General features: G+C 66.5%; 29 protein-coding genes. 13 read left to right on the forward strand and 16 right to left on the reverse strand.

Going from position 1 to position 26,992, the window contains the following annotated elements; translation table 11 throughout:
- Window positions 1-77: 77 nt before the first annotated feature.
- Both AC3WMA_RS03110 and AC3WMA_RS03115 read right to left on the reverse strand, forming a co-directional pair.
- A complete protein-coding gene (locus AC3WMA_RS03110; protein WP_492283937.1) occupies window positions 78-719 on the reverse strand; it encodes a glutathione S-transferase family protein in 642 nt (213 codons plus the stop codon).
- A 129-nt stretch (window positions 720-848) separates the two neighbouring features.
- Window positions 849-1,208, reverse strand: coding sequence for a gamma-butyrobetaine hydroxylase family protein (locus tag AC3WMA_RS03115; RefSeq protein ID WP_492283938.1), 360 nt, complete (start codon window positions 1,206-1,208; stop codon window positions 849-851).
- Between the two features lie 160 nt (window positions 1,209-1,368).
- Here AC3WMA_RS03115 and moaA point away from each other — a divergent pair, with 160 nt between their 5' ends.
- From moaA to AC3WMA_RS03135, 4 genes are all read left to right on the forward strand, one after another.
- Window positions 1,369-2,382 (forward strand): GTP 3',8-cyclase MoaA, encoded by a 1,014-nt coding sequence (gene moaA, locus AC3WMA_RS03120; protein ID WP_492284733.1) that lies wholly within the window; start codon window positions 1,369-1,371, stop codon window positions 2,380-2,382.
- A gap of 75 nt (window positions 2,383-2,457) precedes the next feature.
- Window positions 2,458-3,057, forward strand: a complete 600-nt coding sequence (locus AC3WMA_RS03125; RefSeq protein ID WP_492283939.1) for a hypothetical protein — start codon at window positions 2,458-2,460, stop codon at window positions 3,055-3,057.
- Window positions 3,047-4,516: a hypothetical protein gene (locus AC3WMA_RS03130; protein ID WP_492283940.1), complete on the forward strand. Its 1,470-nt coding sequence runs from the start codon at window positions 3,047-3,049 to the stop codon at window positions 4,514-4,516. The genes AC3WMA_RS03125 and AC3WMA_RS03130 overlap by 11 nt, the downstream gene beginning before the upstream one ends.
- A 10-nt stretch (window positions 4,517-4,526) precedes the next feature.
- On the forward strand, window positions 4,527-5,291 hold the full coding sequence (locus AC3WMA_RS03135; RefSeq protein WP_492283941.1) for a hypothetical protein: 765 nt from the start codon (window positions 4,527-4,529) through the stop codon (window positions 5,289-5,291).
- A 178-nt stretch (window positions 5,292-5,469) separates the two neighbouring features.
- On the opposite strand, the gene AC3WMA_RS03140 is transcribed toward AC3WMA_RS03135, so the two are convergent.
- Window positions 5,470-7,194, reverse strand: coding sequence for a methyl-accepting chemotaxis protein (locus AC3WMA_RS03140; RefSeq protein WP_492283942.1), 1,725 nt, complete (start codon window positions 7,192-7,194; stop codon window positions 5,470-5,472).
- Between the two features lie 207 nt (window positions 7,195-7,401).
- Between AC3WMA_RS03140 and solA the strand changes: the two genes are divergently transcribed.
- From solA to AC3WMA_RS03155, 3 genes are read left to right on the forward strand one after another with little or no spacing between them, the layout of a single operon-like run.
- On the forward strand, window positions 7,402-8,541 hold the full coding sequence (gene solA / locus AC3WMA_RS03145; RefSeq protein ID WP_492283943.1) for an N-methyl-L-tryptophan oxidase: 1,140 nt from the start codon (window positions 7,402-7,404) through the stop codon (window positions 8,539-8,541).
- Between the two features lie 25 nt (window positions 8,542-8,566).
- Complete coding sequence (locus AC3WMA_RS03150) at window positions 8,567-9,469, forward strand: DMT family transporter (RefSeq protein ID WP_492283944.1); 903 nt, start codon at window positions 8,567-8,569, stop codon at window positions 9,467-9,469.
- Entirely contained in the window at window positions 9,466-10,656 is a 1,191-nt protein-coding gene (locus AC3WMA_RS03155; RefSeq protein ID WP_492283945.1) for a multidrug effflux MFS transporter, read from the forward strand. The genes AC3WMA_RS03150 and AC3WMA_RS03155 overlap by 4 nt, the downstream gene beginning before the upstream one ends.
- Before the next feature lie 21 nt (window positions 10,657-10,677).
- Here AC3WMA_RS03155 and AC3WMA_RS03160 read toward each other — a convergent pair whose 3' ends face one another.
- Window positions 10,678-11,544 carry an NAD(P)-dependent oxidoreductase gene (locus AC3WMA_RS03160; RefSeq protein WP_492283946.1) on the reverse strand — a complete coding sequence of 289 codons (867 nt, stop codon included), beginning with the start codon at window positions 11,542-11,544 and terminating at the stop codon, window positions 10,678-10,680.
- A gap of 133 nt (window positions 11,545-11,677) precedes the next feature.
- Between AC3WMA_RS03160 and map the strand changes: the two genes are divergently transcribed.
- Window positions 11,678-12,430, forward strand: coding sequence for a type I methionyl aminopeptidase (gene map, locus AC3WMA_RS03165; RefSeq protein ID WP_492283947.1), 753 nt, complete (start codon window positions 11,678-11,680; stop codon window positions 12,428-12,430).
- Window positions 12,431-12,437: 7 nt separating this feature from the next.
- Here the strand turns inward: map and AC3WMA_RS03170 are convergent, their stop codons facing one another.
- From AC3WMA_RS03170 to AC3WMA_RS03185, 4 genes are all read right to left on the reverse strand, one after another.
- A complete protein-coding gene (locus tag AC3WMA_RS03170) occupies window positions 12,438-13,154 on the reverse strand; it encodes an ABC transporter permease (protein WP_492283948.1) in 717 nt (238 codons plus the stop codon).
- Window positions 13,151-13,861 (reverse strand): ABC transporter permease, encoded by a 711-nt coding sequence (locus AC3WMA_RS03175; protein ID WP_492283949.1) that lies wholly within the window; start codon window positions 13,859-13,861, stop codon window positions 13,151-13,153. Before AC3WMA_RS03175 ends, AC3WMA_RS03170 begins: the two co-directional genes overlap by 4 nt.
- Before the next feature lie 68 nt (window positions 13,862-13,929).
- Window positions 13,930-14,706: a transporter substrate-binding domain-containing protein gene (locus AC3WMA_RS03180; RefSeq protein WP_492283950.1), complete on the reverse strand. Its 777-nt coding sequence runs from the start codon at window positions 14,704-14,706 to the stop codon at window positions 13,930-13,932.
- A gap of 205 nt (window positions 14,707-14,911) precedes the next feature.
- On the reverse strand, window positions 14,912-16,114 hold the full coding sequence (locus AC3WMA_RS03185) for an MFS transporter (protein WP_492283951.1): 1,203 nt from the start codon (window positions 16,112-16,114) through the stop codon (window positions 14,912-14,914).
- Between the two features lie 178 nt (window positions 16,115-16,292).
- On the opposite strand from AC3WMA_RS03185, the gene AC3WMA_RS03190 reads away from it, so the two are divergent.
- The gene (locus tag AC3WMA_RS03190; RefSeq protein WP_492283952.1) at window positions 16,293-16,967 is read left to right on the forward strand and encodes a spermidine synthase; all 675 of its coding nucleotides are present in this window, start codon (window positions 16,293-16,295) and stop codon (window positions 16,965-16,967) included.
- Window positions 16,968-16,985: 18 nt separating this feature from the next.
- Here AC3WMA_RS03190 and AC3WMA_RS03195 read toward each other — a convergent pair whose 3' ends face one another.
- From AC3WMA_RS03195 to AC3WMA_RS03205, 3 genes are read right to left on the reverse strand one after another with little or no spacing between them, the layout of a single operon-like run.
- The gene (locus tag AC3WMA_RS03195; RefSeq protein ID WP_492283953.1) at window positions 16,986-17,765 is read right to left on the reverse strand and encodes a hypothetical protein; all 780 of its coding nucleotides are present in this window, start codon (window positions 17,763-17,765) and stop codon (window positions 16,986-16,988) included.
- On the reverse strand, window positions 17,762-18,814 hold the full coding sequence (gene speB, locus AC3WMA_RS03200; protein ID WP_492283954.1) for an agmatinase: 1,053 nt from the start codon (window positions 18,812-18,814) through the stop codon (window positions 17,762-17,764). Before speB ends, AC3WMA_RS03195 begins: the two co-directional genes overlap by 4 nt.
- A 22-nt stretch (window positions 18,815-18,836) precedes the next feature.
- Window positions 18,837-19,349 carry a GNAT family N-acetyltransferase gene (locus tag AC3WMA_RS03205; protein WP_492283955.1) on the reverse strand — a complete coding sequence of 171 codons (513 nt, stop codon included), beginning with the start codon at window positions 19,347-19,349 and terminating at the stop codon, window positions 18,837-18,839.
- 188 nt (window positions 19,350-19,537) lie between these two features.
- Between AC3WMA_RS03205 and AC3WMA_RS03210 the strand changes: the two genes are divergently transcribed.
- The 3 genes from AC3WMA_RS03210 to AC3WMA_RS03220 all read left to right on the forward strand — a co-directional run bounded on the left by AC3WMA_RS03210 (window position 19,538) and on the right by AC3WMA_RS03220 (window position 22,494).
- Window positions 19,538-20,623, forward strand: a complete 1,086-nt coding sequence (locus AC3WMA_RS03210; RefSeq protein ID WP_492283956.1) for a TRAP transporter substrate-binding protein — start codon at window positions 19,538-19,540, stop codon at window positions 20,621-20,623.
- Between the two features lie 253 nt (window positions 20,624-20,876).
- Window positions 20,877-21,971 (forward strand): TRAP transporter substrate-binding protein, encoded by a 1,095-nt coding sequence (locus AC3WMA_RS03215; RefSeq protein ID WP_492283957.1) that lies wholly within the window; start codon window positions 20,877-20,879, stop codon window positions 21,969-21,971.
- A 139-nt stretch (window positions 21,972-22,110) separates the two neighbouring features.
- Window positions 22,111-22,494, forward strand: a complete 384-nt coding sequence (locus AC3WMA_RS03220) for a hypothetical protein (protein WP_492283958.1) — start codon at window positions 22,111-22,113, stop codon at window positions 22,492-22,494.
- A 9-nt stretch (window positions 22,495-22,503) separates the two neighbouring features.
- Here AC3WMA_RS03220 and AC3WMA_RS03225 read toward each other — a convergent pair whose 3' ends face one another.
- From AC3WMA_RS03225 to AC3WMA_RS03245, 5 genes are all read right to left on the reverse strand, one after another.
- Complete coding sequence (locus AC3WMA_RS03225) at window positions 22,504-23,130, reverse strand: uracil-DNA glycosylase family protein (RefSeq protein WP_492283959.1); 627 nt, start codon at window positions 23,128-23,130, stop codon at window positions 22,504-22,506.
- Window positions 23,127-23,594 carry a hypothetical protein gene (locus tag AC3WMA_RS03230; protein ID WP_492283960.1) on the reverse strand — a complete coding sequence of 156 codons (468 nt, stop codon included), beginning with the start codon at window positions 23,592-23,594 and terminating at the stop codon, window positions 23,127-23,129. The genes AC3WMA_RS03225 and AC3WMA_RS03230 overlap by 4 nt, the downstream gene beginning before the upstream one ends.
- On the reverse strand, window positions 23,594-24,061 hold the full coding sequence (locus AC3WMA_RS03235; RefSeq protein WP_492283961.1) for a hypothetical protein: 468 nt from the start codon (window positions 24,059-24,061) through the stop codon (window positions 23,594-23,596). The genes AC3WMA_RS03230 and AC3WMA_RS03235 overlap by 1 nt, the downstream gene beginning before the upstream one ends.
- A complete protein-coding gene (locus tag AC3WMA_RS03240; RefSeq protein WP_492283962.1) occupies window positions 24,061-24,672 on the reverse strand; it encodes a glutathione S-transferase family protein in 612 nt (203 codons plus the stop codon). Before AC3WMA_RS03240 ends, AC3WMA_RS03235 begins: the two co-directional genes overlap by 1 nt.
- A 96-nt stretch (window positions 24,673-24,768) precedes the next feature.
- Entirely contained in the window at window positions 24,769-25,320 is a 552-nt protein-coding gene (locus tag AC3WMA_RS03245) for a thermonuclease family protein (protein ID WP_492283963.1), read from the reverse strand.
- A gap of 87 nt (window positions 25,321-25,407) precedes the next feature.
- Here AC3WMA_RS03245 and AC3WMA_RS03250 point away from each other — a divergent pair, with 87 nt between their 5' ends.
- Window positions 25,408-26,931, forward strand: a complete 1,524-nt coding sequence (locus tag AC3WMA_RS03250; RefSeq protein WP_492284734.1) for a sensor histidine kinase — start codon at window positions 25,408-25,410, stop codon at window positions 26,929-26,931.
- Window positions 26,932-26,992: the final 61 nt, after the last annotated feature.

The following is a 26,992-nucleotide window of genomic DNA, read 5'->3' on the forward strand; positions in this document are numbered from 1 at the left end:
TCGATGAAAAGGCCGGCGGAAACGCCGGCCTTTTTCGTTGAGGCTCCACACCTAACCGCTCTCTGAACAGGCGCGATTTAAATCCAAGGCTGCGGAATATGCTCCTGGGCGTGCACGCGCTGCACGGCCGGCCGTTCGATCATGCGTTGCAGGTAAGCGCCAAGCAGAGGCCGGCTCGCGGCAGATCGGGTCATTCCGCGTGACCATCGCGCCAATGTGAAGAGGTAAGCATCGGCTGCACTGTAGGCATCGCCCAGAAGCCACGGGCCACCATGTCGCGCGAATTCATCCTCGACACGATCGAATTGAGCATCGACCCGAGCCTCGGCTGCCTTCCTCACCTCTTCCTGTGCCTCCACTGTCTCAACAACCTTGGTTGGGTGCAGATACAGCGACAGATTGGGGTGCAGCGCCGTGGAGAGCCACATGAGCCACTTATAGAAATGCGGACGCAGGGCACTTCCCTGCCCCGGCATCAGCGACGCATCCGGATTCATTTCAAGCAAATGCAGAATGATCGCGGTGCTCTCAAAAAGCACAAGGCTGCCATCCTCCAGAGCCGGAACCAGGCCATCTGGGTGAAGGGCGCGATATGATGGATTTTGGCTCGGCCCCTTGTGCAGATTGACGAAGGCCAGCTCGTATTCGGCGCCGATTTCCTCAAGCACGATGTGTGTCGCAAGGCTGATGAAGCCCGGGTAGTAGTGAAGGCGGAGCATGCCGAACCCTTTTCGCGCTTGGCGCATCATCGTGAGTGCGGAGAGAACTGACCGTCAAGCTGGCGTATCTCTCTCGAACGCTCGCTTCCCGCTCCTTACCGGGCGATCGAGATCGTCGCAGGCCGACACTTACCGCCTTTCGCGCGACAGGCCTTTCTCGGCCAGCGCCGCGACATAGACGCGCATCTTCTCCTCGCCCTGCTCGCCGAGTTCGCGCAGATAGTCCCAGGCGTAGATGCCGGTCTCATGCATGTCGTCGAAGCCGAGCCTGACGGCGTAATGGCCGACCAGCTCGACCCGGAGGATCTCGACCCCGGCCTTGCCCGGCACGATCGTCTTCTGGCTGGGATGATGGCCCTGGACCTCGGCCGAGGGGCTCTCGACCCGCAGAAGCTCGGCCGGCAGCGCGAAGCTCGCGCCGTCCTCGAAGGTCACATGCAGGGTTCGGCGATCCTTGGAGAGGCGCAGTTCGGTCGGCCAGGATGACATGGGCGGTATTCGTCCTTCGCAGGCGTTAGCCGGTAGGCGCTTGACCTTCACGGGCGCAGTGCCAATGTCATGCTATAGCAATGTGAAGGCGCGCCCGCATCCTGCGCGGACCGGCCGCTCCACAATGCGGGAACGTGAGGCAGACGTGCTGCTCGACGACATGAAGCCGCTGACGCGGTCGCCCCTGGTCGACCCGTTCGGCCGCAAGATTTCCTATCTGCGCATCTCGGTGACGGATCGCTGCGATTTCCGCTGCGTCTATTGCATGTCAGAGGACATGAAGTTCCTGCCGCGCAAGGAACTGCTGACACTCGAGGAACTCGACCGGATCGCAAGCGCCTTCGTTGCGCGCGGCACCCGCAAATTGCGCCTGACCGGCGGCGAACCGCTGGTGCGCCGCGACATCATGAGCTTGTTCCGCTCGCTCTCGCGCCATCTCACCTCGGGCGCGCTGGACGAACTGACGCTCACCACCAACGGCTCGCTGCTGCATCGCTATGCCGACGAGATGGCGGGCTATGGCGTACGCCGCATCAACGTCTCGATCGATACGCTCGACCCCGACAAGTTCCGCGAGATCACCCGCCGGGGCGACCTGAAGGTCGTGCTCGACGGCATCGAGGCGGCGCGCAAGGCCGGCATGCGGGTCAAGATCAATGCGGTGGCGCTCAAGGGCGTCAACGACGACGAGATCGAGCACCTGATGCTCTGGTCGCACGGGCTCGGCATGGACCTGACCTTGATCGAGGTCATGCCGATGGGCGAGATCGAGGTCGGCCGCGTCGACCAGTACCTGCCGCTCTCGGTCGTGCGCGGCCGCCTGATGGACAAGTACACGCTCGTCGACGACCCCTACCGCACCGGCGGGCCGGCGCGCTATGTCCGCGTCAAGGAGACCGGCGGGCTCGTCGGCTTCATCACGCCGCTGACCCATAATTTCTGCGAAAGCTGCAACCGCGTGCGCCTGACCTGCACCGGCACGCTCTACATGTGCCTCGGCCAGGAGGACGCGGCCGACCTGCGCGCCCCGGTCCGGGCCTCGCAGGACGACGCCCTGCTCTTCCGCGCCATGGACGAGGCGATCGCGCGCAAGCCGAAGGGCCACGACTTCATCATCGACCGCCGCCATTCCGGCCCGGCCGTCGGCCGGCACATGAGCGTGACCGGCGGCTGAGCGCCACTCGACGCCCGGCGCTCGCTTGACCCTTCAGCCGAATGCGGTCACCGTCCCGGCGACGGGTGGAGTTGCATGCGGTCACAGTTCAAGGCGATGGCCCGCCGGATCAAGGCGGTCGCGAGTGCGATCGATGGCGCCGTCAGGCAGACCCATGCGGCGCGGCTCGCCATCATGGCCGCGAATCTGCGGCGTGCGCTGCCCCTGATCGCCATGCTGCTCCTCGCGACTCTACTCCTTTGCCTGTTCCTGGCCTGGTCCTCGGCGCGCAGCGTCTTCCTCGTGCTCTCGCCGGCCTCTCCGACAGGAATCATGGCCGGTATCGCCGCTGTGGTCGCGGGGATTGCGGTGCTTGAGCTCTGCGCGGCCTTTTCCATTGTCATCATGACGGGTGCTCTACAGCTCGCCTACGATACCGGGCGCCATTGTGTTCTGGCGTTGCTGGCGATCGCGAGCGCGCTCGGGCTGGCGTTGATGGTCTCGCACCTGGCTGCCGAGGGAATTCCAGCTCTTGCGGGCGCGATTCTGCCGACCCTTGGCCTCTGCGGCCTCGTCGCGCTGACAATCTGGTTCAAGCGCGCTTATCTGCGCCCGGCCTATCCCGGCTTCCGCGATTTCTGGGCCGATATCGTCGAGGCCCGCCATTTCCTGATGCGAGCCGCCCATGGCGAATGATGAGGGCCCGGCCTTGCGGGCCGTACGCATGACGCCTGCTCCGACCGCTCATCATCTGGCCGAGTCGGTCAAGGCCGGACATCACGGCGCGAGCGATGCGGTCGAGAACCAGCCGCCGGCCCATGCGACGATGCTCTCCCAGACCGAGCAGACCCTGATCGCCCGGGCGCGCGAGCATTTCGCCACGCTGCGGCAGGAGGCGGCGGCAAGCCTCAACGCCATCCAGGCCGAGATCGTCAGCCGGCGCGAGTTGTTCACGCAGCAGCGCTTCGAGGGCCGGGTACGCGGCGTCGAGGCGACGATGCGCGCGATGCTGAGCAAGCATGGCGGCGAGCTGGAGCAGCGCGTCTATGACGCGCTCCGGGCCAAGCGCGAATACGCCTTCTTCAACTACGAGAACAAGCGCCGGGCCGATCCCAAGCTCGACAAATGGCAGTTCATCCTGTTCTTCCTGGTCGTGCCGCTGGTGATCGAAAGCCTGCTCAACGGCAATTTCTTCGCCGAAGCCAGCGATTTCGGCCTGGTCGGCGGCGCCGCCACCGCCGTCATCATCTCCGCGCTCAACGTCGCGCTCGGCTTCTTCATGGGGGTCGGACCGGCACGCTACTGCCAGCATGTGAAGAGCTCGCACCTGTTCTGGGCGCTGCCGGCCTATGCCGGCATGATCGGGCTGATCGTGCTGTTCAATCTCGCCGTCGGGCATTACCGGGAGATGCTGATCGCCAACCCCGATGCGCGCTCCTTCCAGGTCATGCCGCGCATGATGGAGAACCCCTTCGCGATCTACGACATCAAGTCGGTCGCGCTGGTCATCATCGGCTGCCTCGTTGCCTTCGTCTCGGCGAGCAAGGGCTATACCGCCTTCGGCACCTATCCCGGCCACGCCACCGCCTATAAGCGCTGGCGCCAGCGTTGGAGCGCGGTCGAGGAGGAGCGGCGCCGGCTCGATGCCGAATTGCTGCCGGAACTGGAGGCGATCCGCACCCAGGTCGACGGCTTCCGCGAGGATTGCCGCGACGAGCTCGGCAAGCTGCAGGGCGTGAAGGCGGCGGCGGAGAAGGCGCGCGATCTCTATCTCTCGCGGCTGGGCCAGCTGCGCGCCGCCAAGGACGCCGCGATGATGCAGTATCGCGAGGCCAATCTCCGGGTGCGCACCGATCTGGCCCCAGCCTATTTCACGCAATCGCTCAACCTCGCCGAGATCGACCAGCCGGCCGAACTGCCGGAATATGTCGCGGCGCGCCGCCAGATCGACGATTTCGAGCAACAACTCACCAGCATGCCGGCCCTGATCGAGGCCAAGCTCCGCGACCGGCTGGTGCTGCTGCGTGGCATCGACCTCGCCGGCGAGATCGAGCAGGTGAAGCTCAGGGCGGTGCAGGCCGGGCGCGAAGCCTTCGAGCAGGACGAAGCGGCCCAGAAACAGGCGGCAGAGGATTTCGCCGCAATGAAGCGCTAGAGAGCGAGGCATGAAGACCGAGAACTGGGCGATCGTCGCCTCCGTGCTCGCCGGGCTTGGCCTTGTCGGCTTCTTCGCGGCGCCTTCCCTGCTGCGCGGCCCGCCGCGCGACCAGGAGACCTTGTGCCCGAAGACCGGGCCTGTCGGGCACACGCTGATCCTCGTCGACAAGAGCGATCCGTGGAGCGAGGTGCAGGCGAAGCGGCTGAAGGCGCTCGTCAAGCAGGTCGGCGATGAACTGCCGACCGACCGGATGCTGTCGATCTATGTCTTCAACGACGTGTTCGAGCCCGGCTTCCCGTCGCTGGTCTCGCTCTGCAATCCCGGCAAGACCGCAAGCGAATTGATCGGCAATCCCCGGCGCGAATACGTCAAATGGGTCGAGAAGTTCGGCCGGCCGCTCGACGAGGCGCTGACCGTGCTGACACAGCCCGGCAAGGGCAACCAGTCCCCGATCGTCGAGGCGATCGGGGACGTCGCGTCGCGCCGCGAGAACCGCGTCCCGACCGGGGATCGCAAGATCCTGCTCGTCTCCGACATGCTGCAGAACTCGAACCAGTTCACGATGTTCGGCAATGCGGCCGGCGCGCGCGATCCGGAGCGCCTGCGGCGCCTGCTCGGCAAGGTCTGGCAGGATTCAGGTGCGTCCAGCTGGGAGCTGAGCGTGCATCAGGTCCAGGGCGTGTATGATGCCGCGCGGCTCGAACAGGCGGCCACGCTGTGGAAGCAGGCCTTTCAGAAGCTCGCCATCAGCGTGAATTGGGACCGGCTGTAAGGCAGCGCAACGCGCTGTCATCCCGTGCGCGGTGCAGCGCGAAGCGGTGCGCCGCAGACACGGGACCGTAAGGCGAGAAGGCGCGCTTTCCTGATAACGGTCCCGCATCTGCGCAGCGGCACTGCGCGCCGCAGCGCGTGCGGGATGACACGCGCTACAGGCGCAACAATGACACCCTTCAAAGCCGATATGCCATCCGCACGCCACCCCAGTGGCGGCCGCGGACGCGCAGCGGTGCGTTGACCTCGCTCAGCAGTTCGCTGCGGCCGTCCTCGGTCTCATGCCGGCTGAGCTGGACGAGGAAAGGCCGGATCGAACGCCCGGCACTCAGGCCGGCACGGCTGTCGATGATGCGCCGGTTGCGGGCATAAGCCCCGTTCCAGGCGGGATCACCGGCGCGCTGCGCCTGGGACCAGGCCGGGTGATGGACCGGCACGTATCCGTTGCGATCGCTCGGCAAGGCGAAGACCAGGCGCGGATCGGAAGCGAGCGTGCCGGCCAGCAGTGGCGGCAGGACGGCTTCCAGCGCCGGCAGGCTGGGGCTGAGATATTGCCTCGGCTCGCTGTCGAGCACCGGAACGTAACGGAGATCGAACAGATCGTTCTCCGAGAGCAGGCCTCGCGCGATCGCCTGCTCCATCGCGCCCGAAACCGCGCGGGCGAAATCCTGGGCGCGTTCGATCAGCGGACGATAGGAGCGTTCGATCTCTTCGATCATGCCCGCCAGCGCGCCGCAGCCGGCGGCGGCATCGCCCGCGAAGGCGAGATGCATGCCGAGTTCGCTGGTGCCCGTCATGCGGCAAGGCAGCGGCGGCAGGCCCTCGATCGTGACCACGCCCGCACCGCCGGTCGGCAATCGCGCCTGGGACGAGCCGGCCAGCAAGGCCCCGCCTCGTCCGAGATCGACGAGCCGGCCGGGAACATCGAGGCTGCCAATGACGAGATGCGCCTTGCGCGCCGTCGGGAAGCGATCGAAACGGCGCCGGTCGGCGAAGGCCGAATGGCGGAGAACGGGCTTGAAGCGCCTGAGCATGTTGCCCACGAGCCGGCTGCCCTTCTGCGTCGCCCGCCGGGCGCGCTCGCTTTCGGCGACCGTCTCATGGGCGATGCGGTCGATCTCGTCGGCGCGTCGTGCGACGCCCTCGACGAAGAGAGCCGCCTCCCGCGCATTGCGCGAGAGTTCGGCGGTCGAACTCGCCTGTTCCTGCGAGGCCCGCCCGATCGTCACCATGATCGGGTTGACGTCGCGCACGATCTGCAAGGTGTCGTTGACGATGCCGGTCGAGCCCTGGGCGGCGCGGGTCAGCCGATCAACGCGTTCGCGGATATGGCCAACAGCCTCGCTGACCTCGACGGACAGGGATTTCACCTCATGCGCGACGACGCCGAAGCCGCGCCCGGCTTCACCGGCGCGCGCGGCTTCGATCGCTGCATTGAGTGCGAGAAGATTGGTCTGGCGGGCGATCTCGGCGATCGAATCGACGATCCCCCTGATCTCGCCGGTCGCGACGGCAAGGCCATCCAGCATCAGCGCCGCCTCGCCGGCACGCGACACGGCAGCATCGAGCTTGTCGCGAACGTCCACCATCGCGCCATCGACCTGCTCGGCCGCCTGCGAGACCTGATGGGTCGCGGCGGCAAGCGCGGAGGCGTTCTCGCTGGCGGCGCCGACGGCCATGCGCATGCTGCCGGTATTCTCCAGGATCGTGCGCGAGCCGCTCTCGGATTCGGCCGAGCGCTCCTCGACTTCGCCCAGTTCCTTCGTCAGCCGCTGCATCGCGAGCAGGATGTCGCGCTCGATATCGTCGACGGCATCATGGGCGGAGGGGTCATAGGGCTGGATCGCAGCCGGATGGGGCGTGGCCTCCTCCGCCGGCAGCGCCGCCGCGGGGATGTCCTCCACCGCATGTCCGGCGCCCAGCCAGCGTCGTATCCTGCCTCGCATCCCCAGCCCAGTCTCACCATAGGTCAAGCCTTGCATCCGGTTATGGTCCCGGCCCGTTAACAAAGGCTTCCACGCCGCCGCACGTCGCCCTTGCCGGAGACGCATTGGACCCCCGCCGCCAGCCCCTGTATGGCTGGGTCTCACGCGCCACCGGGACAGGCAGCCATGAGCCAGCACAGCTATGACGTCATCGTCGCGGGCGTCGGTGCCATGGGGTCCGCCGCATGCTGGCATCTGGCCCAGCGCGGGCTGAAGGTGCTCGGGCTGGAGCGCTTCGACCTCGGCCACACGATGGGTTCATCCCACGGCCTGACCCGCATCATCCGCCTCGCCTATTTCGAGGGCTCGCATTACGTACCGATCGTGAAGCGGGCGCATGAATTGTGGGCACAGACCGGCGAGCAGGCCGGCATGAAGCTGCTCCATGTCACAGGCTCGCTCGATCTCGCGCCCAAGGGCGGCGGTCCGGTCGAATCCTCGCTGCAATCCTGCCTCGACCATGGGCTGACGCACGAAGTCCTGGAAGGCTCGGAGGTGACCCGTCGCTTTCCCGCCTTCCAGCTCCCGGAAGGGCATATCGGCCTGTGGCAGCCTGACGGCGGCTTCGTCGCCTCGGAGAAGGCGATCTATGCCCATGTCGGGCTGGCGCAATCGCGCGGCGCCGAGGTTCGCACCAACGAGCCGCTGCTCGACTGGACGCCGACGGCGCAGGGCGGCGTGATCGTGCGCACCGAGCGCGGCACCTATTCGGCCGGGCGCCTCGTCATCACCTCGGGCGGCTGGATCGCCGATGCCGTACCGGCTCTGGCGAAACAGGTCAGCACGGTCAAGCAGACGATCGGCTGGTTCACGACGCGCCGGCCGGAGCTGTTCCGCGAAGGCGCCTTCCCGGTCTTCATCCTCAGTGTCGAGGAAGGCAATTTCTACGGCTTCCCGCTCTACGAGCACCCCGGCTTCAAGCTCGGCGGCCCGCATTTCGGGCGCGAGCCGATGGACCCGCGCGACCCCGACCGCACGCCGAGCGCCGCTCAGGTCGCGCGCATCCGCGAATGCCTGTCACGCTATATCCCCGACGCCGCCGGCGAGCCGCTGACGGTGAAGGGCTGCATCTACACGGTCTCGCCGGACGAGGGCTTCATCATCGACACGGTTCCGGGCGTGCCACAGGCTGTCTTCGCATCCGCCTGCTCGGGCCACGGCTTCAAGTTCGCGAGCGCGATCGGCGAGATTCTCGCCGATCTGTCGACCGTCGGGCAGTCCCCGTTCGACCTGAAACCGTTCTCGCTGTCGCGCCTGCCGGCCTGAAGCCTTCCGAACTGGATTTGATCTCTTGGCCAGTGCAGCCGAAAACCGCCGCGGCATCATCTTCATGCTCGTGGCGATGTCGCTTTTCGTCGTCAACGACGTCTTCATGAAGCTCGCCCGCGAAACCTATCCGGCCGGACAGGCGATCGCGCTCCGGACCTGTTTCGCGGTCGTGGTCGGCTTCGGGCTTGTGCTGGCCGCGCGGGAGGGTGACCGGCTGCGCCTGGCTTTCCGGCCCCGCGTGCTGCAGCGTGGCATTCTGGAGGCCTTCGGCGCGCTGACCTTCGGCTGGTCGCTCGGACTGCTGCCGCTCGCTAACCTCACCGCGATCAACATGGCCTCGCCCCTGCTCATCGTGGCGCTGGCGGTGCTTCTGCGCATCGAGACCGTCGGCTGGCGGCGGGCGGTCGCGCTGACCGTCGGCTTCGTCGGCGTGCTCTTCGTCGTGCGGCCGGGTGCCGAATCCTTCAACGCCGCCGCCATCGTCGCCGTGATCAGCACCTTCCTCGTCGCCGCCCGCGACCTGACGACCCGCACCATCGGCGACGACGTGCCCTCGACCGTGGTGTCGCTGACCACGACGACCCTCGTCGGCATCGTCGCCGTCGCCTATGGCCTCACCGAGGAGTGGGTGCCGGTCTGGCGCATCCAGACTGCCTATGTCGCGCTCGCCGCCATTCTGGTCACGGTCGGCACCTTCTTCATCATCAGCGCCTTCCGGCGCACCGATGTCGGCGTGATCTCGCAGTACCGCTATGCGATCATCGTCTTCGCCACCGTGCTCGGCTATGCCGTCTGGGGCGACGTGCCGGACCTCTACGCCTTTATCGGCGTCGCGCTGATCGTCGGCAGCGGGCTCTACACCATGCACCGGCAGCGCGTGCGGCCCGATTCCAACCTGAAGCTCACCCGAAAGCCCGCGGCGTGACCGGGGCTGCGGTCAAGCCCACGCTCGCGATCCTCGTCGCGATCTCGGCGCTGCAGCCGATCGCGCTCAACCTGCTCGCCCCGGCGACGCCGGCACTCGCCCGGCATTTTTCCTCGAACTACGCCACGATCCAGCTCACGCTGACGCTGTTCCTCGTCGCGGTCGCCCTGACGCAGCTGGTGATCGGACCGCTCTCCGATCGCTTCGGGCGGCGCCCCTGCGTCAATGCCGGCATCGCCCTGTTCGCGCTGGGCTCGGTGCTCGGAGCCATGGCGCCCACCACGCATGTCCTGCTGCTTGCGCGGGTGCTGGAGGGTGCGGGCGGCGGCGCCGTCTTCGCGCTGTCGCGCGCCATCATCCGCGACACCGCCGACCGCGACCATGCCGCGAGCCAGATCGCCACCGTCACCATGGTGATGGTGGTGGCGCCGATGATCGCGCCCTGGCTCGGCGGCCAGATCGAGACCGCCTTCGGCTGGCGCGCGATCTTCTGGTTCATGACGCTGTTCGGTGCTGCCGTACTCGTCTTCACGCTCGCACGCCTGCCGGAGACGGCGCCCAATCTCGGCCAGCAGAGCTCATTGCTCGGCATCTTCCGCGTCTTTCCGGAACTGGTGCGCAACCGCGACTTCATGCTGAACGTCGCGGCGGGCTCATCGGCCTCATCGGCCTTCTTCGTCTTCATCGCGGCGACGCCCTATATCGTCGTCGAGACGATGGGGCGCGGCTCGGACGTCTACGGCACCTATTTCATCCTGAACGCGCTCGGCTACATGGTCGGCAATTTCGCGATGTCGCGATTGGCCGTGCGCGTCGGCACGCAGACGATGGTGCGGCGCGGGCTGGTGATCTCCTTCGTCGGGACCGCCGTAGCGCTTGCCCTGTCGTTCTCGCCCTGGTGGTCGCCGCTGACCCTGTTCCTGCCGCTGGCCCTGAACGCAGTCGGCAACGGCATGACGATCCCCGGTGCGACGGCAGAGGCGCTCTCGGCCCGGCCCGAGCTGGCAGGCTCGGCCGCCGGCCTGTTAGGTGCGGTCCAGCTCGGCTTCAGCGCGGCTCTCACCGTGCTGATCAGCTGGCTGGTGACACTCTGGCCGCAATCGATGAATCTGTTCGTCTGGATTCTGACGACGGCGGGCCTCGCCGCCGTCTATTTCGTGCGGGCGCGTCCTGGCCCGGCAGCCTGAGCGCACCGGGCCGGCCTGGGCTCAGCTTTCGAGGCGGGCGATCAGGCTCGACGTATCCCAGCGATTGCCGCCCATCTTCTGGACCTCGGCATAGAACTGGTCGACCAGCGCGGTGACCGGGAGCTGCGCGCCATTGCGGCGGGCCTCGTCGAGGACGATGCCGAGATCCTTGCGCATCCAGTCGACGGCAAAGCCGAAATCGAACTTGTTCTGGTTCATCGTCTTGCCGCGGTTCTCCATCTGCCAGGAACCCGCCGCCCCCTTGGAGATGACCTCCAGCATGGTCTCGACATCGAGCCCGGCGCGCTTGGCGAAATGGACGCCCTCCGACAGGCCCTGAACGAGACCAGCGATGCAGATCTGGTTGACCATCTTGGTGAGCTGGCCGGAGCCGGCCGGGCCCATCAGCTTGCACATGCGCGCGAAGCTCGCGATCACCGGCTCGACCCGGGCATAGGTCTCGGGCTCGCCGCCGCACATCACGGTCAGCACGCCGTTCTCGGCGCCGGCCTGCCCGCCCGAGACGGGTGCATCGACGAAGCCGAAGCCGCCCTGCTTCGCAGCTTCAGAAAGCTCGCGCGCGACATTGGCGGAAGCCGTGGTGTGATCGACGAAGACGGCGCCCTTCTCCATGCCGGCGAAGGCGCCGTTCTCTCCGATCGTCACCGAGCGCAGGTCATCGTCATTGCCGACGCAGCAGAAGACGATCTCCTGGCCCTTTGCGGCATCGGCCGGGGTCGGCGCCGAGAGGCCGCCATGCCGGGAGACCCATTCCTGCGCCTTCGTCGGGTTGCGGTTGTAGACGGTGACCTCATGACCCTTGGCCTTGAGATGGCCGGCCATGGGAAACCCCATCACGCCGAGACCGATAAATGCGACTTTGGCCATGCCGAACTCCCGCTTTTCTCCGAAGATAGACCCGCTTTAGCGTGCACGCGCCGGACGGGGAAGGCGATTGCGCGCCATTCGCCCATGCGGCTTTTCCCTTGCGGCTTGCAGGGCCTCGGCTTAGCTCCGGCGCATGACCATATCCAACGACGACGAATTGCAGGCGCTGAAGGAGATCGGCGGCATCGTGGCCCGCGCGCTCGCGACCATGGGCAAGGCGATCGAGCCCGGCATGACCACGGCCGAACTCGACGCGATCGGCCGCAACTATCTCGAACGCCATGGCGCACGCCCTGCCCCGGAACTGGCCTATGAGTTCCCTGGCGCGACCTGCATCAGCGTCAACGAGGAGATCGCCCACGGCATTCCCGGCGCGCGGCGCATCCTCGCGGGCGATCTCGTCAATATCGACGTCTCCGCCGAGAAGAACGGCTTCTTCGGCGACACCGGCGCGTCCTTCGCCGTGCCGCCGGTCAGGCCGAAGCTGGACCGGCTCTGCCGTGACGGCCGTCGTGCGCTCTGGGCGGGCATCGGACAGGTCGGTGCCGGCAAGCCGCTGGCCGGGATCGGCAAGGCAGTCGGGCGCTTCGCCGACAAGAACGGCTATACGCTGGTGCGCAATCTCGCGAGCCACGGGGTCGGCCGCTCGCTCCACGAGGAGCCGACGGAGATCGCGACATGGCCGGACCGCAGCGAGCGCCGGACCATGACGAACGGGCTCGTCTTCACTGTCGAGCCCTTCCTATCGCTGGGTGCCGACTGGGCCGAGAATGCCGATGGCGATCGCTGGACGCTCTACAGCGACCCTTGCGCGCCCACCGTTCAGTACGAGCATACCGTCGTGGCGACGCCGCGTGGCGCGGTCGTGCTGACCCTGCCCGGCTGAGACCGGGTCAACGCAACGCCATGTGCCGGCTGAGCCTGATTTCGAGCCTGTCCCAGATGCGGCGGATGATCTCGACCAGCACCAGATAGATCAGCGCCGCATAGAGATAGATCGTGAGGTCGAAGGAGCGGGCGAAGGCGAGCCGTGTCGCGCCCATCAGGTCGAACAGCGTCACCAGCGAGACGATCGCGCTCGACTTGATCATCACGATCAATTCGTTGCCGAGCGGGCGCAGCGCCAGGATCATCGCCTGCGGCAATACGACGAGGCGCAAGGTCGCCCAGCGATGCAGGCCGAGCGAGAGCGCGCCCTCGAACTGCCCGCGCGGAATCGCCTGGATGGCGCCGCGCAGAATCTCGGCCTGATAGGCGGCGGTGTTGATGGTGAAGGTGAAGAGCGCGCAGAAGAACGGCTCGCGGAAGAACCACCACAGGCCGATGCCCTGCCAGAACTCGCGGAACTGACCGAGCCCGTAATAGACGAGGAAGAGCTGGCAGAGCAGCGGCGTGCCGCGCAGGAAGGTGGTGTAGCCGCTCACCGCCATCCGCGCCCAGCGCGGACCGTAGAGCCGGGCCACGGCAAGGCCCAGCGCCAGAAAGAAGCCGATGGCCACCGAAATCGCCACGAGCTCGAAGGTGACCCAGAGGCCGCTCGCCATGCGGCAACCGTAGTTCTGCAGGACCTCGCTGCCGACCGCGTAGCCGGGATACTCGCACCAGTTCATCGCGTGGCTCCGCCGAAGGCGGCCTGGCCGCGATTGGTGCGCTGTTCGAGCTTGTCGATGCCCCAGGCGGAGACCAGCGAGAAGAAGAAATAGAGCAGCATCGCCGTGCCGAAGAACAGGAACGGCTCCTTGGTCACGACATTGGCCCGCGTCGCGATGAACATGATGTCCTGCAGCGTGATCACGGAGATCAGCGAGGTCTCCTTCAGCAGCACCATCCAGTTATTGCCGAGGCCGGGCAGCGCCACGCGGATCAGTTGCGGGAAGACGACGAGGCGGAAGGCCTGCGCTTTCGACAGGCCAAGCGCGGCAGCAGCCTCGCGCTGGCCCTTCTGGATCGAGTTCAGCGCGCCGACCCAGACCTCGCTGGAGAAGGCGGCAAGCACCATGCCGAGCGCGACCATGCCGGCGCCGAAGGGCGGGATCGAGAAGCCCGACCAGACCTGCTGCACCAGGATCTGGATGCCGAAATAGATGATGTAGAGCGTCAGAAGCTCCGGCACGCCGCGGAACACGGTGGTGTAGATCGTCGCCAGCGCGCGCAGCAGGACGTTGTCGGAGCGCTTCAACAGAGCGATGACGAGGCCGAGCCCCAGGCCGAATGGCAGGGTTGCAAGCGCGACCGAGAGCGTCGTGGCGGCGCCCTGAAGCAGCGCCGGCCCCCAGCCGGAAGGGCCGAAGCCGAGCAATGCGAATTTTTCGAGCATGGGGTGCCGTGCAGGAGAGGATGCTCGCCGGCGCGAAGGCGCCGGCGAGAGTCAGGCGTTTGCAGGCGTCACTTGGCGAATTTCAGCCACTTGTCCTGGATCTTCTGGTTCGAGCCGTCGGCGATCGTCTCGGCGATCGCCTTGTCGAACATCGCCTTGAGCGCCGTGTCGGACTTGCGCAGGGCAGCGCCGACGCCGGGGCCGTGGATGGCATCATCGCGCTTCACCTCGGCGACGAACTTGCAGCAATCCTTGCCCTTGCCGGTCAGGAAGTCCGAGAGGGCGAGCCCATCGGCGACGATATAGTCGAGCCGGCCGTTGATCAGGTCGAGATTGGCTTCTTCCTGGGTCGGGTAGAGCCGGGGCGTCGAGTCCTTGTAGTACTTCTCGAGATAGTTGGCGTGGATGGTCGAACCCTGGGCGCCGATCGACTTGCCCTTCAGCGCAGCCGGCGAGATGTCGTCCGACTTGGTGCTCTTCGGGCCGATCATCCAGATCGGGGTCTTGTTGTAGGGCGTGGTGAAATCGACCTGCTTCTTGCGTTCATCGGTCGCGTTCATGCCGGCGATGATGACGTCGTATTTGTTGGCGAGCAGCGCCGGGATGATGCCGTCCCAGTCCTGCACGACCCAGGTGCATTTCACCTTCATCCGCTCGCAGAGCAGGTTGCCGTAATCGATCTCGAAGCCCTCGAGCTCCTTCTTGGCATTCAGGTTGTTGAAGGGCGGATAGGCGCCTTCCGTGCCGATCCGGATCTCCTTCCACTCCTTGGCCTGGGCGAGCGCCCCTGTCGCGCCGACGACCGTCAACGCCGCCGCCGCGATGAAACGAACGAAACTCTTCATGGGACCTCCGCAGTTCAGCCGGCCGGTCTTGCTGTTATCCCGGTCCGGTTCTGTGGCGACAGATTGGGCGCAGTTTCGCTTCGCTCGCAAGAGGGAGCGATGCAGCTTTTCGCAGCTTGCACGCCCAAACCGATGGCGGGCGCCCCAATGCGGCCAAGACCAAAGGCTTAGAGGTTCTATCCGAGGTGGAGGATCGGCGGCCGGCTCAGCGGCGAGCGTCGAGTACCGCGACGATCCAGATCGCGAGGCCGCCGAGCGCCAGCGCAGCGCCGACCCAGCCGGTCGAGGTCCAGCCGTAGCCGGCGGCGATCGCCATGCCGCCGAGCCAGGGACCGAGCGCATTGGCGGTGTTGAAGGCACTGTGGTTCAGCGCGGCAGCCAGCGTCTGCGCGTCGTCGGCGACGTCCATCAGACGGGTCTGGAGCATGGCACCGAGCCCGCCGCCGCTGCCGATCATGAAGATGACCAGCGAGACCGCCCAGATATTCCCGGCCGCGAAGGGAAAGGCCGCCAGCCAGAAAGCGCTACAGAGCAGCATCGCCGCCGTGGCCGGAACGAGCGCGCGATCGGCGGCCCAGCCGGCGACGAGGGTGCCCGCGGTCAGGCCCAGGCCGAAGATCGCGAGCACGACCGGGACGAAGGCGGGCGACACCTGCGTCACCGCCATCAGCGTCGAGGCGACATAGGTATAGACCGCGAAGAGGCCGCCGAAGCCGATCGCGCCCGTCGCCAGCGTCAGCCAGACCTGCCGACGCTTCAGCGCACCGAGCTCCCGCAACGGGCTTGCTCCCGGCTGGACGGTGTCGCGCGGCGCGAACAAGGCGATCAGGACAACGGTCAGCAGGGCGAGACCGGCGACGATGGCGAAGCCCGAGCGCCAGCCCAGCACCTGCCCCATCCAGCTCGCGACAGGTACACCGAGGATCGTCGCGACCGTCAGGCCGAGCATGACGCGCGCCACCGATTGCGCCCGACGATTCGGCGCCGAGAGCGAGGCCGCGACCAGCGCCGCGACGCCGAAATAGGCGCCATGCGGCAAGCCGCTCAGGAAGCGGAAGACCAGCATCCAGTGATAGGTCGGCGCGAGCGCGCTTAAGCCGTTGCCGAGCGCGAAGAGGCCCATCAGCCCGATCAGCAGCGTGCGCCGTGGAATGCGCGCTGCCAGCACGGCGATCAAGGGCGCGCCGACGACGACGCCGAGCGCATAGATGCTGATGACATGGCCCGCGGTCGGCTCGTCGATGCCGAGGCCCGCCGAGAAATAGGGCAGCAGGCTCATCGCCGCGAATTCGGTGGTTCCGATGGCGAAACCACCCATGGCGAGCGCGAACAGCACGAGCCCTGCCGAGACAGGCGCATGGGCGGACGCTGATGCGTCCAAGCTGCGATCATTCGCGGCGAGCGTCATAACAGGCTTTCGCGGAAAGGCAGCGGATTGCTGCGTCGCAACATGAAATAGCCATGCGCCACCGAACGATCAACGATGCTCGTGGCGATATTTCATGCAATCAGCGCATATCGTTTTGGCTTCAAAGCGTTTGCGCCGAATGCGCTATAAGGCAGCTTCCCAGACAGGCGAGAGCGACGTGATACCCTGGACGACCCTCGACACCGCAGCCTTGCCGGATGGCAGCGGCGACCTCCGGCTGAAGCAGCGCGGCAGCGAATTCTCGATCATGCTCGGCAGCAACGAGCTGATGAACAGCCGCCTCAGCGGATCGGAAGAGGCGCTGGCGACCCTGGTCTGCGAGCGCCTGGGGCAGCGCCGGCAGCCGAGCATCCTGATCGGCGGCCTGGGAATGGGATTCACGCTGCGGGCGGCGCTTGCCCATCTGCCTGACGATGCGCAGGTGGAGGTGGCCGAACTGATCCCCGCCGTCGTCGCCTGGGCGCGGGGGCCGATGGCCGCGGTTTTCACCGGCTGCCTCGACGACCCGCGAGCGCGCGTCACCGTAACCGACGTCGCCGCTGCGATTGCTGCCGGAAAGGCGCGTTACGACGCCATCCTGCTCGATGTCGACAACGGCCCGGAAGGGCTGACCGTCGCCGGCAATGACCAACTTTACGGGGCTGTAGGGTTGCAGGCCGCCAAGGCTGCGCTGCGGCCGGGCGGCATTCTGGCGGTCTGGTCCTCGGGACCGGACCACGGTTTCACGCGGCGACTGCGCCAGGCCGGCTTTGCCACGGAGGAAGTGACGGCGCGCGCCCGCCGCACAGGCGGCGGGGCTCGGCATGTGATCTGGCTGGCGACGCGGCCCTGAGCGCGGCGTAAATGCCGCTCAGTTGACCAGGCAGAAGCCCTCGCACGGCGCGGCCGCCACGGCCGTGGCGAAATCCGAGATCGCCTTCTGCGCCTCGGGCTTCAGGGACGGGCGAACCGCCTGGAGCGCCGAGACGAGCGCGTTGCGGTCCGGCGGAGCAAGCGCGGAAGCGATGCCGGCAGCGTTGTCGGCGAAAGCCTGCGCGATCAATTGTCGATTCGCATCGCGCAAACCGGGGCCGCGCAGCGCCAGCGCCGAGCCGACGACGATCTCCTGCAGGCCGAGCCGCATCTGCCGCAAACCCTGCGCCCGCGTCTCGGTCTTGTCGTCGTCCTTCAGCCTGGACGAGAAGTCGTTGATCGCGGACAGGGCGCCGCCCGCCGCCTGGAGCAGGAAGACGCGCGCGCGGGTCAGTTCGTCCTGGAACTCGACCGCATTCGCCGCCTGGTCAGCCTCCTTGCGGCCCGGCTGCGGCGAGAACAGCGCATAGACCTGCAGGATCCCCGCCTGTTTCTGGACGATATCGAGCAGCGTCGGGAGATCGTTGGCGCCATAGGGCGCCTTGCCGAGGATGGCCGGCGCGTTCCAGGCATCGGCCAGCACCTTGCCGTCGACCGGGTCCGACAGACGCGGCAGGGTCGGCTTGCCCTCGTAGAGCTTGAACAGCGATTCGACGGAAGCAAAGGCGGCGTCCAGATAGGCCTTTCCGTTCGCCGGCACCTCGGCGCGAGCCACGGACCCCAGCAGGCAGAGCCCGCTTATCGCGGCAACGCGTGCGATCGATCGAATCCGAATCATGGTCTTCCTTTTCCCGAAGCGCGCGCCTCAGCCAGCAGGCAGAGCTCGGTGAAGAGCACCTGCGCCGCGCACTGCGCCGTATTGCTGGTCGCGTCATATTGCGGCGCGACTTCTACGACATCCGCAGCGACGATGTCGCGTCCCTTGAGCGCCCGCAGGATCGCGAGCGCCTCGCGCGGGCTCAAGCCGCCGACTTCCGGCGTCCCCGTGCCCGGCGCAAAGCCCGGATCGAGCGAATCGACGTCGAAGGAAACATAGGTCGGCCCGTCGCCGATCACGGCCAACGCCTTGGCGATCACGGCATCGAGGCCGAGATCGTCGACCTCGTTGGCGTGGATCACGGTCATTCCGGATTCGTAGGAGAACTCCCAGAGATATTCGGCGCCACCACGGATGCCGATCTGGATCACGCGCTCGGGGTCGAGCACGCCGTCCAGCACCGCCTGTCGGAACGGGCCGCCATGATGGAACTTCGAGCCCTCATAGGGGCCGGAGGTGTCGCAATGGGCGTCGATATGGACCATGCCGACCGGCCGCTTCGCACCGACTGCTTTCAGGATCGAATAGGTGATCGAGTGGTCGCCGCCGACGGCCAGCGGCGAGACGCCGGCCTCGACGATCGTCCTGAAGGTCTCCTCGATATCCTCGTGGCAGCTCTCCAGCGAATAACGCGAGCGGAACGGGACATCGCCGATATCGGCGGCCTTGAGCATGGTGAAGGGCGCAGTCCCCAGCGCATGGTCCATCGGCCCCATGCGCTCGATCGCGCGGACGGCGCGCGGGCCGAGGCGGGCGCCGGCACGGTTGGTCACGCCAAGGTCCATCGGCACGCCGATGATCGCGACATCGAGGCCGCCAAGACCGGGCGTGGTCAGGGCATCCGGACGATATGGAGCGCCGACGAAGGTCGCGACATCGGCGAAGGGCCATTTGCGCTTGTCGCCGGTGAACTGGGCCGCCGCCACCTTGGCGAAATGCGGATCGTGAATATCGCCGCCTCCGGCCCCGGCATAACGTTGCCGCAGCTTCGCGAGCTTGTCCTGATCCATGCCGGCCTCCGCTTCACGCCATTCAGCCGGGGATGCGTTCGAGCATCACCACCGGCCCGTTCTGATACTCGACCTGTCCGAAGCTCTTGTAGCCGAGCTTGTGCGCCACGCGGAAGGAGGCAAGATTTTCGGGCGCGATGATGCAGACGCTGCGGCGCTCGCCATGGGTTGCGGCGAACCAGCGATGGGCGGCGGCCGCCGCCTCCCCCGCATAACCCTTGCCATGCGCCGCGCCCGCCAGAATCCAGCCGGCTTCCGGGGCGTTGTCGAACTCAGGAGACAGGCCCCGGAGGCCGTCGAATAACCCGACTTCGCCGACCAGCGCACCGCTGCTTTTCTCGACGACCGCGAACATGCCGTAGCCGCGCAAGGTCCAGTGACCGACGATGCGGGTCAAACGATGCCAGGCCTCCTCGCGATGGAGCGGACGGCCACCGAGGAAACGGACGACCTCGGGCTCGCTGCGCATCGCGTGGATCGCGTCGAGATCGTCGATGTCCGGGCGGCGCAGCAGCAGGTTTTCAGTCTCGATCATGGCCGCTTTAACCACCCGGGCAGAAGCGCGCCAAGCCGGGAGCGAAAACTAGCCGAAAGTCGCAAGAATCGACGATGAAATCCCTCGCGCTTCGAAAATCCATTCGCTACAACCCGAATCCGAACGCCGGGCGGCAGAACCTGTTTCGAAACGCCCGCATCCCCCAGACATCCGAGGAGAGTGCCTAGATGAAGCGCCGTCAGTTTATCCAGACCGCTGCGGCCGGTGCCGCCGCGACCGCCGTCGCCATGCCGGCCGTCGCCCAGTCGAACCCGGAGATCAAGTGGCGTCTCGCGTCGAGCTTCCCGAAGTCCCTCGACACGATCTATGCCGGCGCCGAGATCATGGCCAAGATGGTCTCCGAGCTGACCGACGGCAAGTTCCAGATCCAGGTCTTCGCGGCCGGCGAAATCGTCCCGGCGCTGCAGGCGGCCGACGCGGTCACCAACAACACCGTCGAGATGGCTCACACCGTCTCCTATTACTATGTCGGCAAGGACCCGACCTTCGCGGTCGCCGCCTCGGTGCCGTTCGGCCTCAATGCCCGCCAGCAGAACGCCTGGCTGTTCCAGAACGGCGGCAACGAGCTGTTCAACGAGTTCTACAAGAAGTTCAACATCTACGGCCTGCCCTGCGGCAATACCGGCGCGCAGATGGGCGGCTGGTTCCGCAAGGAGATCAAGTCGGTCGCCGACATCCAGGGCCTGAAGATGCGCATCGGCGGCATCGCCGGCTCGGTGCTGCAGAAGCTCGGCCTCGTGCCGCAGCAGCTCGGCGGCGGCGACATCTATCCGGCGCTCGAGAAGGGCACGATCGACGGCGCCGAATGGGTCGGCCCCTATGACGACGAGAAGCTCGGCTTCGCCAAGGTCGCGCCGTACTACTACTATCCGGGCTTCTGGGAGGGCGGGCCGACCGTCCATGCCTTCGTCAACCTGGAGAAGTGGAACTCGCTGCCGAAGACGTACCAGGCCGCGCTGACCGCCGCCTGCACCTATGCCAATACCCAGATGGGAGCCCGCTACGACGTGGTGAACCCGCCGGCGCTGAAGCGCCTGGTCGCGGCCGGCACGCAGCTGCGCCCGTTCCCGCAGGACGTGATGGAAGCAAGCCTGAAGGCCTCCAACGAGCTCTATGCCGAAATCTCGGCCAAGAACCCGGACTTCAAGAAGGCGATCGAGACCATGGCCGCCTTCCGCTCCGACCAGTATCTCTGGTGGCAGGTCGCCGAGCTCAGCTTCGACGTCTTCCAGGTCCGCACCCGCGCCCGCTGATCGCGAGAGCATCACGACCGCTGATCGATACAAGGCCCGGCTTTCGCCGGGCCTTGTTGCATTTCAGGGCTAGGCCAAGCCCCTGCTCTCACATGATCGATCTGTGAAAAACGAGCTTCGGCGCGGACTCATGACGAAATTGCATGATTGCCATGCAAATGGCTCTTGCGTCCGCGAACGGACTGCTTTCCTCTCAGACGTTCGCGACGACCGGAAAACCGGCGCGCATTGCCTTTGAGGGAGGGCAGATTTGATGAAGCGTCGTCACTTTTTGAAGGTTGCCGGGGCCGGGGCCGCAGCGGGGACAATAGCAAGCCCGGCAATCGCGCAATCAATGCCCGAAGTGAAGTGGCGCGTCACATCGTCCTTCCCGAAATCGCTCGACACGATCTACGGCGCGTCCGAAGTGCTGGCGAAGGCGGTCTCGGAGGCGACGGACGGCAAGTTCCAGATTCAGGTCTTCGCGGCCGGCGAGATCGTGCCGGCCTTGCAGGCCGCGGACGCGGTGACCAACGGCACGGTCGAGATGTGCCACACCGCCTCCTACTACTATGTCGGCAAGGACCCGACCTTCGCCTTCGGCACCGCCGTGCCCTTCGGGCTCAACGCCCGCCAGCAGAATGCCTGGTTCTACCATGGCGGCGGCAACGAGCTGCTGAACGAGTTCTACAAGAAGGCCAATATCTACGCGCTGCCGGGCGGCAATACCGGCTGCCAGATGGGCGGCTGGTTCCGCAAGGAACTCAAGACGGTCGCCGACCTGCAGGGCGTCAAGATGCGCATCGGCGGCTTCGCCGGGCAGGTGATGAGCAAGCTCGGCGTCGTGCCGCAGCAGATCGGCGGCGGCGACATCTATCCGGCGCTGGAAAAGGGCACGATCGACGCCGCCGAATGGGTCGGCCCGGCCGATGACGAGAAGCTCGGCTTCAACAAGGTCGCGCCCTATTACTACTATCCCGGTTGGTGGGAAGGCGGCGCCTCGCTGCATTTCTTCATCAACACGAAGAAATGGGACGAGCTGCCGAAGAGCTACAAGTCGCTGCTCACAACGGCGGCGGCCCAGGCCAATATCGACATGCAGGCGAAGTACGATGCGCGCAATCCCGCCGCGCTGAAGCGCCTCGTCGCCGGCGGCGCGCAATTGCGCCCGTTCTCGCCGGAAATCCTCGAAGCCTGCCTGAAAGCGTCGAAGGAGGTCTATGCCGAAACCTCCGCCAAGAATCCGGATTTCAAGAAGATCTACGATTCGATGTCCGCCTTCCGCGGCGATGCCTATCTCTGGTTCCAGATCGCCGAATACACCTTCGATAATTTCATGATCCGCTCGCGCATTTCGAATCAGCTCTGATCCAACGGAGCCCGTCGCGCGAGCGATACTCACCCCGGCGCAAGCCGGGGTTTTTCTATTGCAGCGGACACGACGCCGGACTTGCCACAACTGCGCCTTGCTGGCTCAGTAGCAAGGACCGCCGCCACGGAACCCAGTCATGCTCCGCATCGCCCTTGCCCTGCTTCTGACCGGCCTTGCGACGGCAGCGACAGCGCAGTCGATCGGCGAGCCGCTGCCGCGGAAATCCGCACCCTATGAATCCTCCACCAAGCCCGCTCCCAAGCCTGGCACGGCCGCCCGCCCCTGCCCGGAATACGGCGCGGGCTTCGTCCGGATGGAGGGCTCGGCATTCTGCGTGCGGCTCGGCGGCGGCGTCCGCGCCGAGTTCGGCAAGAGTTCACGCAACGGCTATGGCAGCCGGGCCGACGGGATGGTCCATCTGGAAAGCCGCGGCCAGACCACGCTCGGCCCGGTCCGTTCTGTGGTCAGCGTGCGCGGGCAGATGAATCGCGGACTCGATTCCGGCCCGTTCCGCTACTGAGCTTCCGCGTTACCGCAGCAGCCGCGCCACCTCGTCGCGCAGCACCGGCAGCAGTTCGGCCTCGAACCACGGATTGCGCTTGAGCCAGGCATTGTTGCGCCAGGATGGGTGCGGCAGCGGCAGGACGCGCGGGAAGACCGGTCGGGCAAGGATTTCGCGCCAGTTGGCAACCGTCACCGAGAGATTGGCGGCTTCCTTCCCACCGAGATGCCAGCTCTGGGCATAACGCCCGATCGCCAGCACAAGCTCGATGCGTGGCAGCGCCGCGAAGACGCGGGTTCGCCAGACCGGCGCGCATTCGCGCCGCGGCGGCTTGTCGCCGCCCTTCGCATCGAGGCCGGGAAAGCAATGGCCCATCGGCACGATCGCGACCTTCGCCGCGTCATAGAAGGCCGCCTCGTCGATGCCGAGCCAGTTGCGCAGGCGCACGCCCGAGGGATCGGTGAAGGGCCGGCCGCTGGCATGGACCCGCGTTCCCGGCGCCTGGCCGGCGATGCAGAGCCGGGCAGTGGCCGCCGCCTGGATGACCGGCCGGGGCTGGTGCGGCAAGGGCGGCAGGTAGAGCGGCGCGTCGCGGCAGATGCGACAGGCGCGCAACTCCGCCACAACTTCGTCCAGCGTCTCGGCGGCGCTCATCGCCGCGCCAGCTTCGACCGTCCCGGAGCCTGCGAGATCAGACCATCGCAGACCCAGTCGGACTGCTTCGCGGTATAATGATGCGGGTCGCCCTTCTCGACGCGGGCGAGACCGTTGATACGGCCGCTCGGGCGATTGCGGATGACGATGAGGTCGCCGCTGGTCTCGATCGCGAAGCAATAGGTGCGGCGCTTCTCCTGCGGCCCGTAATAGTAGCAGACGGAATCCTGTGTCGTCGTCCAGCAGGCATCGGTGTTCGTCAGATGGCGATTATGCCCGCTCGCCCGGCCGTCCGGGTGATGGTACTCGCTGAACGGCAGATTGCTGCCGGAATAGCGGCCCGAGACGGTGTTGCCCTCGAAAAGCTGCTTGATTTGATCGCCGGTCAACCGCTCGACCGCCGACGCCTGGCTCGCGGCAAGCAGGCCAAGCATGAGCATCGCGGTGCGTGCGAGCCGGATCATCAGCGCCGCGCCAACTTCCGGCTCATCGGGGCCTCGGGTGCCCGCGAGATCAGCCCGTCGCAATACCAGGGCGTGCCGTTGTCGGTATGGTTGCGCGGATTGGCGAGCTCGACCTTGGCCAGCGCGTTGACCATGCCGTTGCCGCTGTTGCGCAGGACGTAGAGATCGCCGCTCATCTCGACCGAGAAGCAATGCACCGTCCGGTCGTTCTGCGGGCCGTAATAGTAGCAGATGCGGTCCGGCTTGGTGATCCAGCAGGCATCGGTATTGGCCTGCCAACCGTTATGGCCAAGCGCCTGGCCGTTGGGGTCGTGATACTCGGTGAAGAAACCGCCATTGGTATAGCGGCCCGAGACCGTGTTGCCCCGGAAGGCACGCTCGATCGCCTCGCCGCTCAGCCGCTCAGCTGCTGGTGCAAGCGTTGGAGCCGCTAGAACGGCGAGCAGGGCCAGGACGAACCGGCGCATCAGACCTTCCAGCTCGGACGGCCGGACAATTCGCCATGCCAACGGCGGATATGGACGAAATCCTCGGGCAGCGGGATGCGCGACGGCTTCATGAAGTCGATGGCGATGCCCGCAGTGATATCGGCCACCGTCATGACCTCGCCGCAGATGAAGGGATTGGCGGCGAGCTGCAGCTCGAGCAGCCAAAGATGGTCGTCCATCTGGTCGCGATTGGCCTCTGCCCATTCCGGCACCTGCTCTTCCAGCTCCGCCATCGAAGGATGGCTGTGGCGGAAGACGGCGGCGACGCTGGCGAAGAGGCCGAGCTCGACGCGGCGGTTCCACATCTCGATGGTCGCCTGCTCCTTCGCGTCGCGGCCGAAGAGCGGGGGCTGCGGATGAAGCGCCTCGACATAGCGGCAGATCGCGATCGTCTCGGCCAGCGCCGTGCCATCGTCGAGTTCGAGGACCGGCAGGCGCTGCGCCGGATTGATCCGGGTGAAGGCCTCGCTCTTGTGCTCCTTCTTGGCGATGTCGACCGGCACGAGTTCCGGCAGGGCTACGCCCTTCTCCGCGAAGAAGATGCGGACCCGCCGTGGATTCGGCGCCCGCCCGCCGTCATAGAGCTTCATCAGATCATCTCCGTCTTCCGCCGTACCCGATCACGGCCCACGCCGGAAGGTCAACCGGATTGCCGGCGCTTCATGACGCGGTCATGGCGGAGAGCCTCAGCGGGCGTGGCTGCGGCGCCAGGCTTCGGGGCGCTCGAACTGCGTCGCCCAGATGCCACGGCCGGCCGCCCGCGCCTCGTCCTCCTCGGCACGATAGGCACCGTAGGAGACCGCATGGCCCTCGCGCACCAGCGCGGCGTTGATATCGGTCTCGCCCTGCCGGCAGCGCGCGAGCCCGCGGCCATAGCGATCGGCCTTGCCGATCTCGCACTGCGTCACGCCGCGCGCCAGCATCGTCTGAAGGGCGCGGCGCGCTTCGCGCCCGCAGGCGATCTGGCGTCCGTCGCGCGCGGTGCAGCTCTGGCGGTATTCGGGCGCGTCGATGCCCTCCAGCCGCAACTCCTCGCCGAGCAGCCGGACTGAATCGCCATCGATCGCCTGGGCCGCGCCCACGAGTTCCCGCGCCGGACCGAGCCGGTATTGCAGGATCGCACCAGCCAACCCGAGAAAGCCGAGCAGGCCGAGCGCCACGACGAAGTCGACCGGCCGGCCGACGCGGCGCCAGCCGAAGGGTCCATAGCGGGAGCGACCGAATCCGAAGGGTGCCATCAGGAAGAGCTTAACGATTTGGTGTCCATGATGGCGAGCCGGCCCCTGCATGTCGCAGCGGCCGAACGAGGATACACGCTCCCGATCATGGCGGAAGTGACGGCCGAACAGGTGCAGCGCGGGCGCGGGCCCGACCCCTCGGCCGTGGCGCGCCGGAAGCTGGTCACGCGCGAGGTCAGGTCGGCGCGCGAACGGCTGACCTCCTCCACCGGGCTGGAGCGTGCCTTCGACAACGAATTGCTGCGCGTCTTCGCGCAATACCGGATCTCCGGCTCAGCCGGCACGCTGGTCCTGGCGCTCGGCATCGCCGCAGCCGCCTGCCTCTGGCTGCCCACGCCGCTGGTCGCGGTCTGGAGCGGCATCGTGCTGCTGACGACGATGATCATCGTCCTGATGGCACGGCGCTTCCTCGCCAAGGCTCCCGATGAGATCCGGCTGAAGCTCTGGCGCCGGCTCTTCGCCTTCGCGGAGGGCATGCACGGCCTGGCATGGTCGCTGCTGCTGCTCCTTTTCGTCCAGGTCGATGCGCCTGGCGCCAAGGTCTTCGTCACCACCGCCTTGCTGGTCGTCAGCGCGCTCACCGTCATGCTCTCGGCCACGATCCCGCTCGCGGTCTATGCCGGGCTGACCCCGATCATCCTCGGGATCATGGTGTTCTTCTGGGACCGGCGCGACATGGACAGCGTCACCATGGCGCTGATGGCGGCCTCGGCCCAGCTCTTCTTCATCTTCCTCGCCAACCGGCTTTATGCGAGTTCGGTCGCCTCGATCGTGTTCAGGGCCGAGAAGGACGCGCTCATCGCGGAACTGGAGACCGCCAACGCCAATTCGGACGAAGCCCGGCGCAAGGCGGAAGAAGCCAATCTCGCCAAGTCGCGTTTCCTGGCAACGATGAGCCATGAATTGCGCACTCCGCTCAACGCCATCCTCGGCTTCTCCGAGGTGATGAAGAACGAGATCTTCGGCGGGCATGCCAATGCCGCCTACAAGGAATACTCGGCCGATATCCACGGCTCGGGCCAGCATCTGCTCAACCTGATCAACGAGATCCTCGACCTCTCGCGCATCGAGGCCGGCAAGTACGAGCTGAACGAGGAAGCGCTCTCCCTCCCCAGCATCGTCGACGAATGCCAGCACATGCTGGCGCTGCGCGCCAAGGCGAAGGGCCAGAGCATCCGCGCGCTGGCGGAGCCCAGCCTGCCACGCGTCTGGGCCGACGAGCGCGCCATCCGGCAGGCCGTGCTCAACGTGCTCTCGAACGCGATCAAGTTCACGCCCCAGGGCGGTGAGATCACGATCAAGGTCGGCTGGACCGCGACCGGCGGACAGTATGTCTCCGTCACCGATACCGGCCCGGGCATCCCCGAGAACGAGATTCCGATCGTGATGCAGAGCTTCGGGCGCGGCTCCCTGGCGATCAAGACGGCCGAGCAGGGCTCGGGGCTGGGCCTGCCGATCGTCAAGGGGCTGATCGACCTGCATGGCGGCGGCTTCCACCTGAAATCCAAGCCGCGCGCGGGCACTGAGGTCACGATCACGCTGCCAGCCGAGCGCGTGATGGACACGCTCGCAGCCTTGCCCGAACCGAAGGCGAAGCCGCGCGCCGCCTGATCCAGCCGCCCGAATCTCGCCTCATCGCTCGGCGACATCCTTTCCCAGCCTCGCTCAGGCA

The organism is Allobosea sp. FW305-C-101 (assembly GCF_058783685.1).

Bases quoted from the DNA above. Each gene is read 5' to 3' on its own strand.
- AC3WMA_RS03110 (WP_492283937.1), bottom strand. From the start codon at position 719: ATGCTCCGCCTTCACTACTACCCGGGCTTCATCAGCCTTGCGACACAC.
- AC3WMA_RS03115 (WP_492283938.1), bottom strand. From the start codon at position 1,208: ATGTCATCCTGGCCGACCGAACTGCGCCTCTCCAAGGATCGCCGAACC.
- moaA (WP_492284733.1), top strand. From the start codon at position 1,369: ATGAAGCCGCTGACGCGGTCGCCCCTGGTCGACCCGTTCGGCCGCAAG.
- AC3WMA_RS03125 (WP_492283939.1), top strand. From the start codon at position 2,458: ATGCGGTCACAGTTCAAGGCGATGGCCCGCCGGATCAAGGCGGTCGCG.
- AC3WMA_RS03130 (WP_492283940.1), top strand. From the start codon at position 3,047: ATGGCGAATGATGAGGGCCCGGCCTTGCGGGCCGTACGCATGACGCCT.
- AC3WMA_RS03135 (WP_492283941.1), top strand. From the start codon at position 4,527: ATGAAGACCGAGAACTGGGCGATCGTCGCCTCCGTGCTCGCCGGGCTT.
- solA (WP_492283943.1), top strand. From the start codon at position 7,402: ATGAGCCAGCACAGCTATGACGTCATCGTCGCGGGCGTCGGTGCCATG.
- AC3WMA_RS03160 (WP_492283946.1), bottom strand. From the start codon at position 11,544: ATGGCCAAAGTCGCATTTATCGGTCTCGGCGTGATGGGGTTTCCCATG.
- map (WP_492283947.1), top strand. From the start codon at position 11,678: ATGACCATATCCAACGACGACGAATTGCAGGCGCTGAAGGAGATCGGC.
- AC3WMA_RS03170 (WP_492283948.1), bottom strand. From the start codon at position 13,154: ATGAACTGGTGCGAGTATCCCGGCTACGCGGTCGGCAGCGAGGTCCTG.
- AC3WMA_RS03175 (WP_492283949.1), bottom strand. From the start codon at position 13,861: ATGCTCGAAAAATTCGCATTGCTCGGCTTCGGCCCTTCCGGCTGGGGG.
- AC3WMA_RS03180 (WP_492283950.1), bottom strand. From the start codon at position 14,706: ATGAAGAGTTTCGTTCGTTTCATCGCGGCGGCGGCGTTGACGGTCGTC.
- AC3WMA_RS03185 (WP_492283951.1), bottom strand. From the start codon at position 16,114: ATGACGCTCGCCGCGAATGATCGCAGCTTGGACGCATCAGCGTCCGCC.
- AC3WMA_RS03195 (WP_492283953.1), bottom strand. From the start codon at position 17,765: ATGATTCGGATTCGATCGATCGCACGCGTTGCCGCGATAAGCGGGCTC.
- speB (WP_492283954.1), bottom strand. From the start codon at position 18,814: ATGGATCAGGACAAGCTCGCGAAGCTGCGGCAACGTTATGCCGGGGCC.
- AC3WMA_RS03205 (WP_492283955.1), bottom strand. From the start codon at position 19,349: ATGATCGAGACTGAAAACCTGCTGCTGCGCCGCCCGGACATCGACGAT.
- AC3WMA_RS03210 (WP_492283956.1), top strand. From the start codon at position 19,538: ATGAAGCGCCGTCAGTTTATCCAGACCGCTGCGGCCGGTGCCGCCGCG.
- AC3WMA_RS03215 (WP_492283957.1), top strand. From the start codon at position 20,877: ATGAAGCGTCGTCACTTTTTGAAGGTTGCCGGGGCCGGGGCCGCAGCG.
- AC3WMA_RS03220 (WP_492283958.1), top strand. From the start codon at position 22,111: ATGCTCCGCATCGCCCTTGCCCTGCTTCTGACCGGCCTTGCGACGGCA.
- AC3WMA_RS03225 (WP_492283959.1), bottom strand. From the start codon at position 23,130: ATGAGCGCCGCCGAGACGCTGGACGAAGTTGTGGCGGAGTTGCGCGCC.
- AC3WMA_RS03230 (WP_492283960.1), bottom strand. From the start codon at position 23,594: ATGATCCGGCTCGCACGCACCGCGATGCTCATGCTTGGCCTGCTTGCC.
- AC3WMA_RS03235 (WP_492283961.1), bottom strand. From the start codon at position 24,061: ATGCGCCGGTTCGTCCTGGCCCTGCTCGCCGTTCTAGCGGCTCCAACG.
- AC3WMA_RS03240 (WP_492283962.1), bottom strand. From the start codon at position 24,672: ATGAAGCTCTATGACGGCGGGCGGGCGCCGAATCCACGGCGGGTCCGC.
- AC3WMA_RS03245 (WP_492283963.1), bottom strand. From the start codon at position 25,320: ATGGCACCCTTCGGATTCGGTCGCTCCCGCTATGGACCCTTCGGCTGG.
- AC3WMA_RS03250 (WP_492284734.1), top strand. From the start codon at position 25,408: ATGGCGGAAGTGACGGCCGAACAGGTGCAGCGCGGGCGCGGGCCCGAC.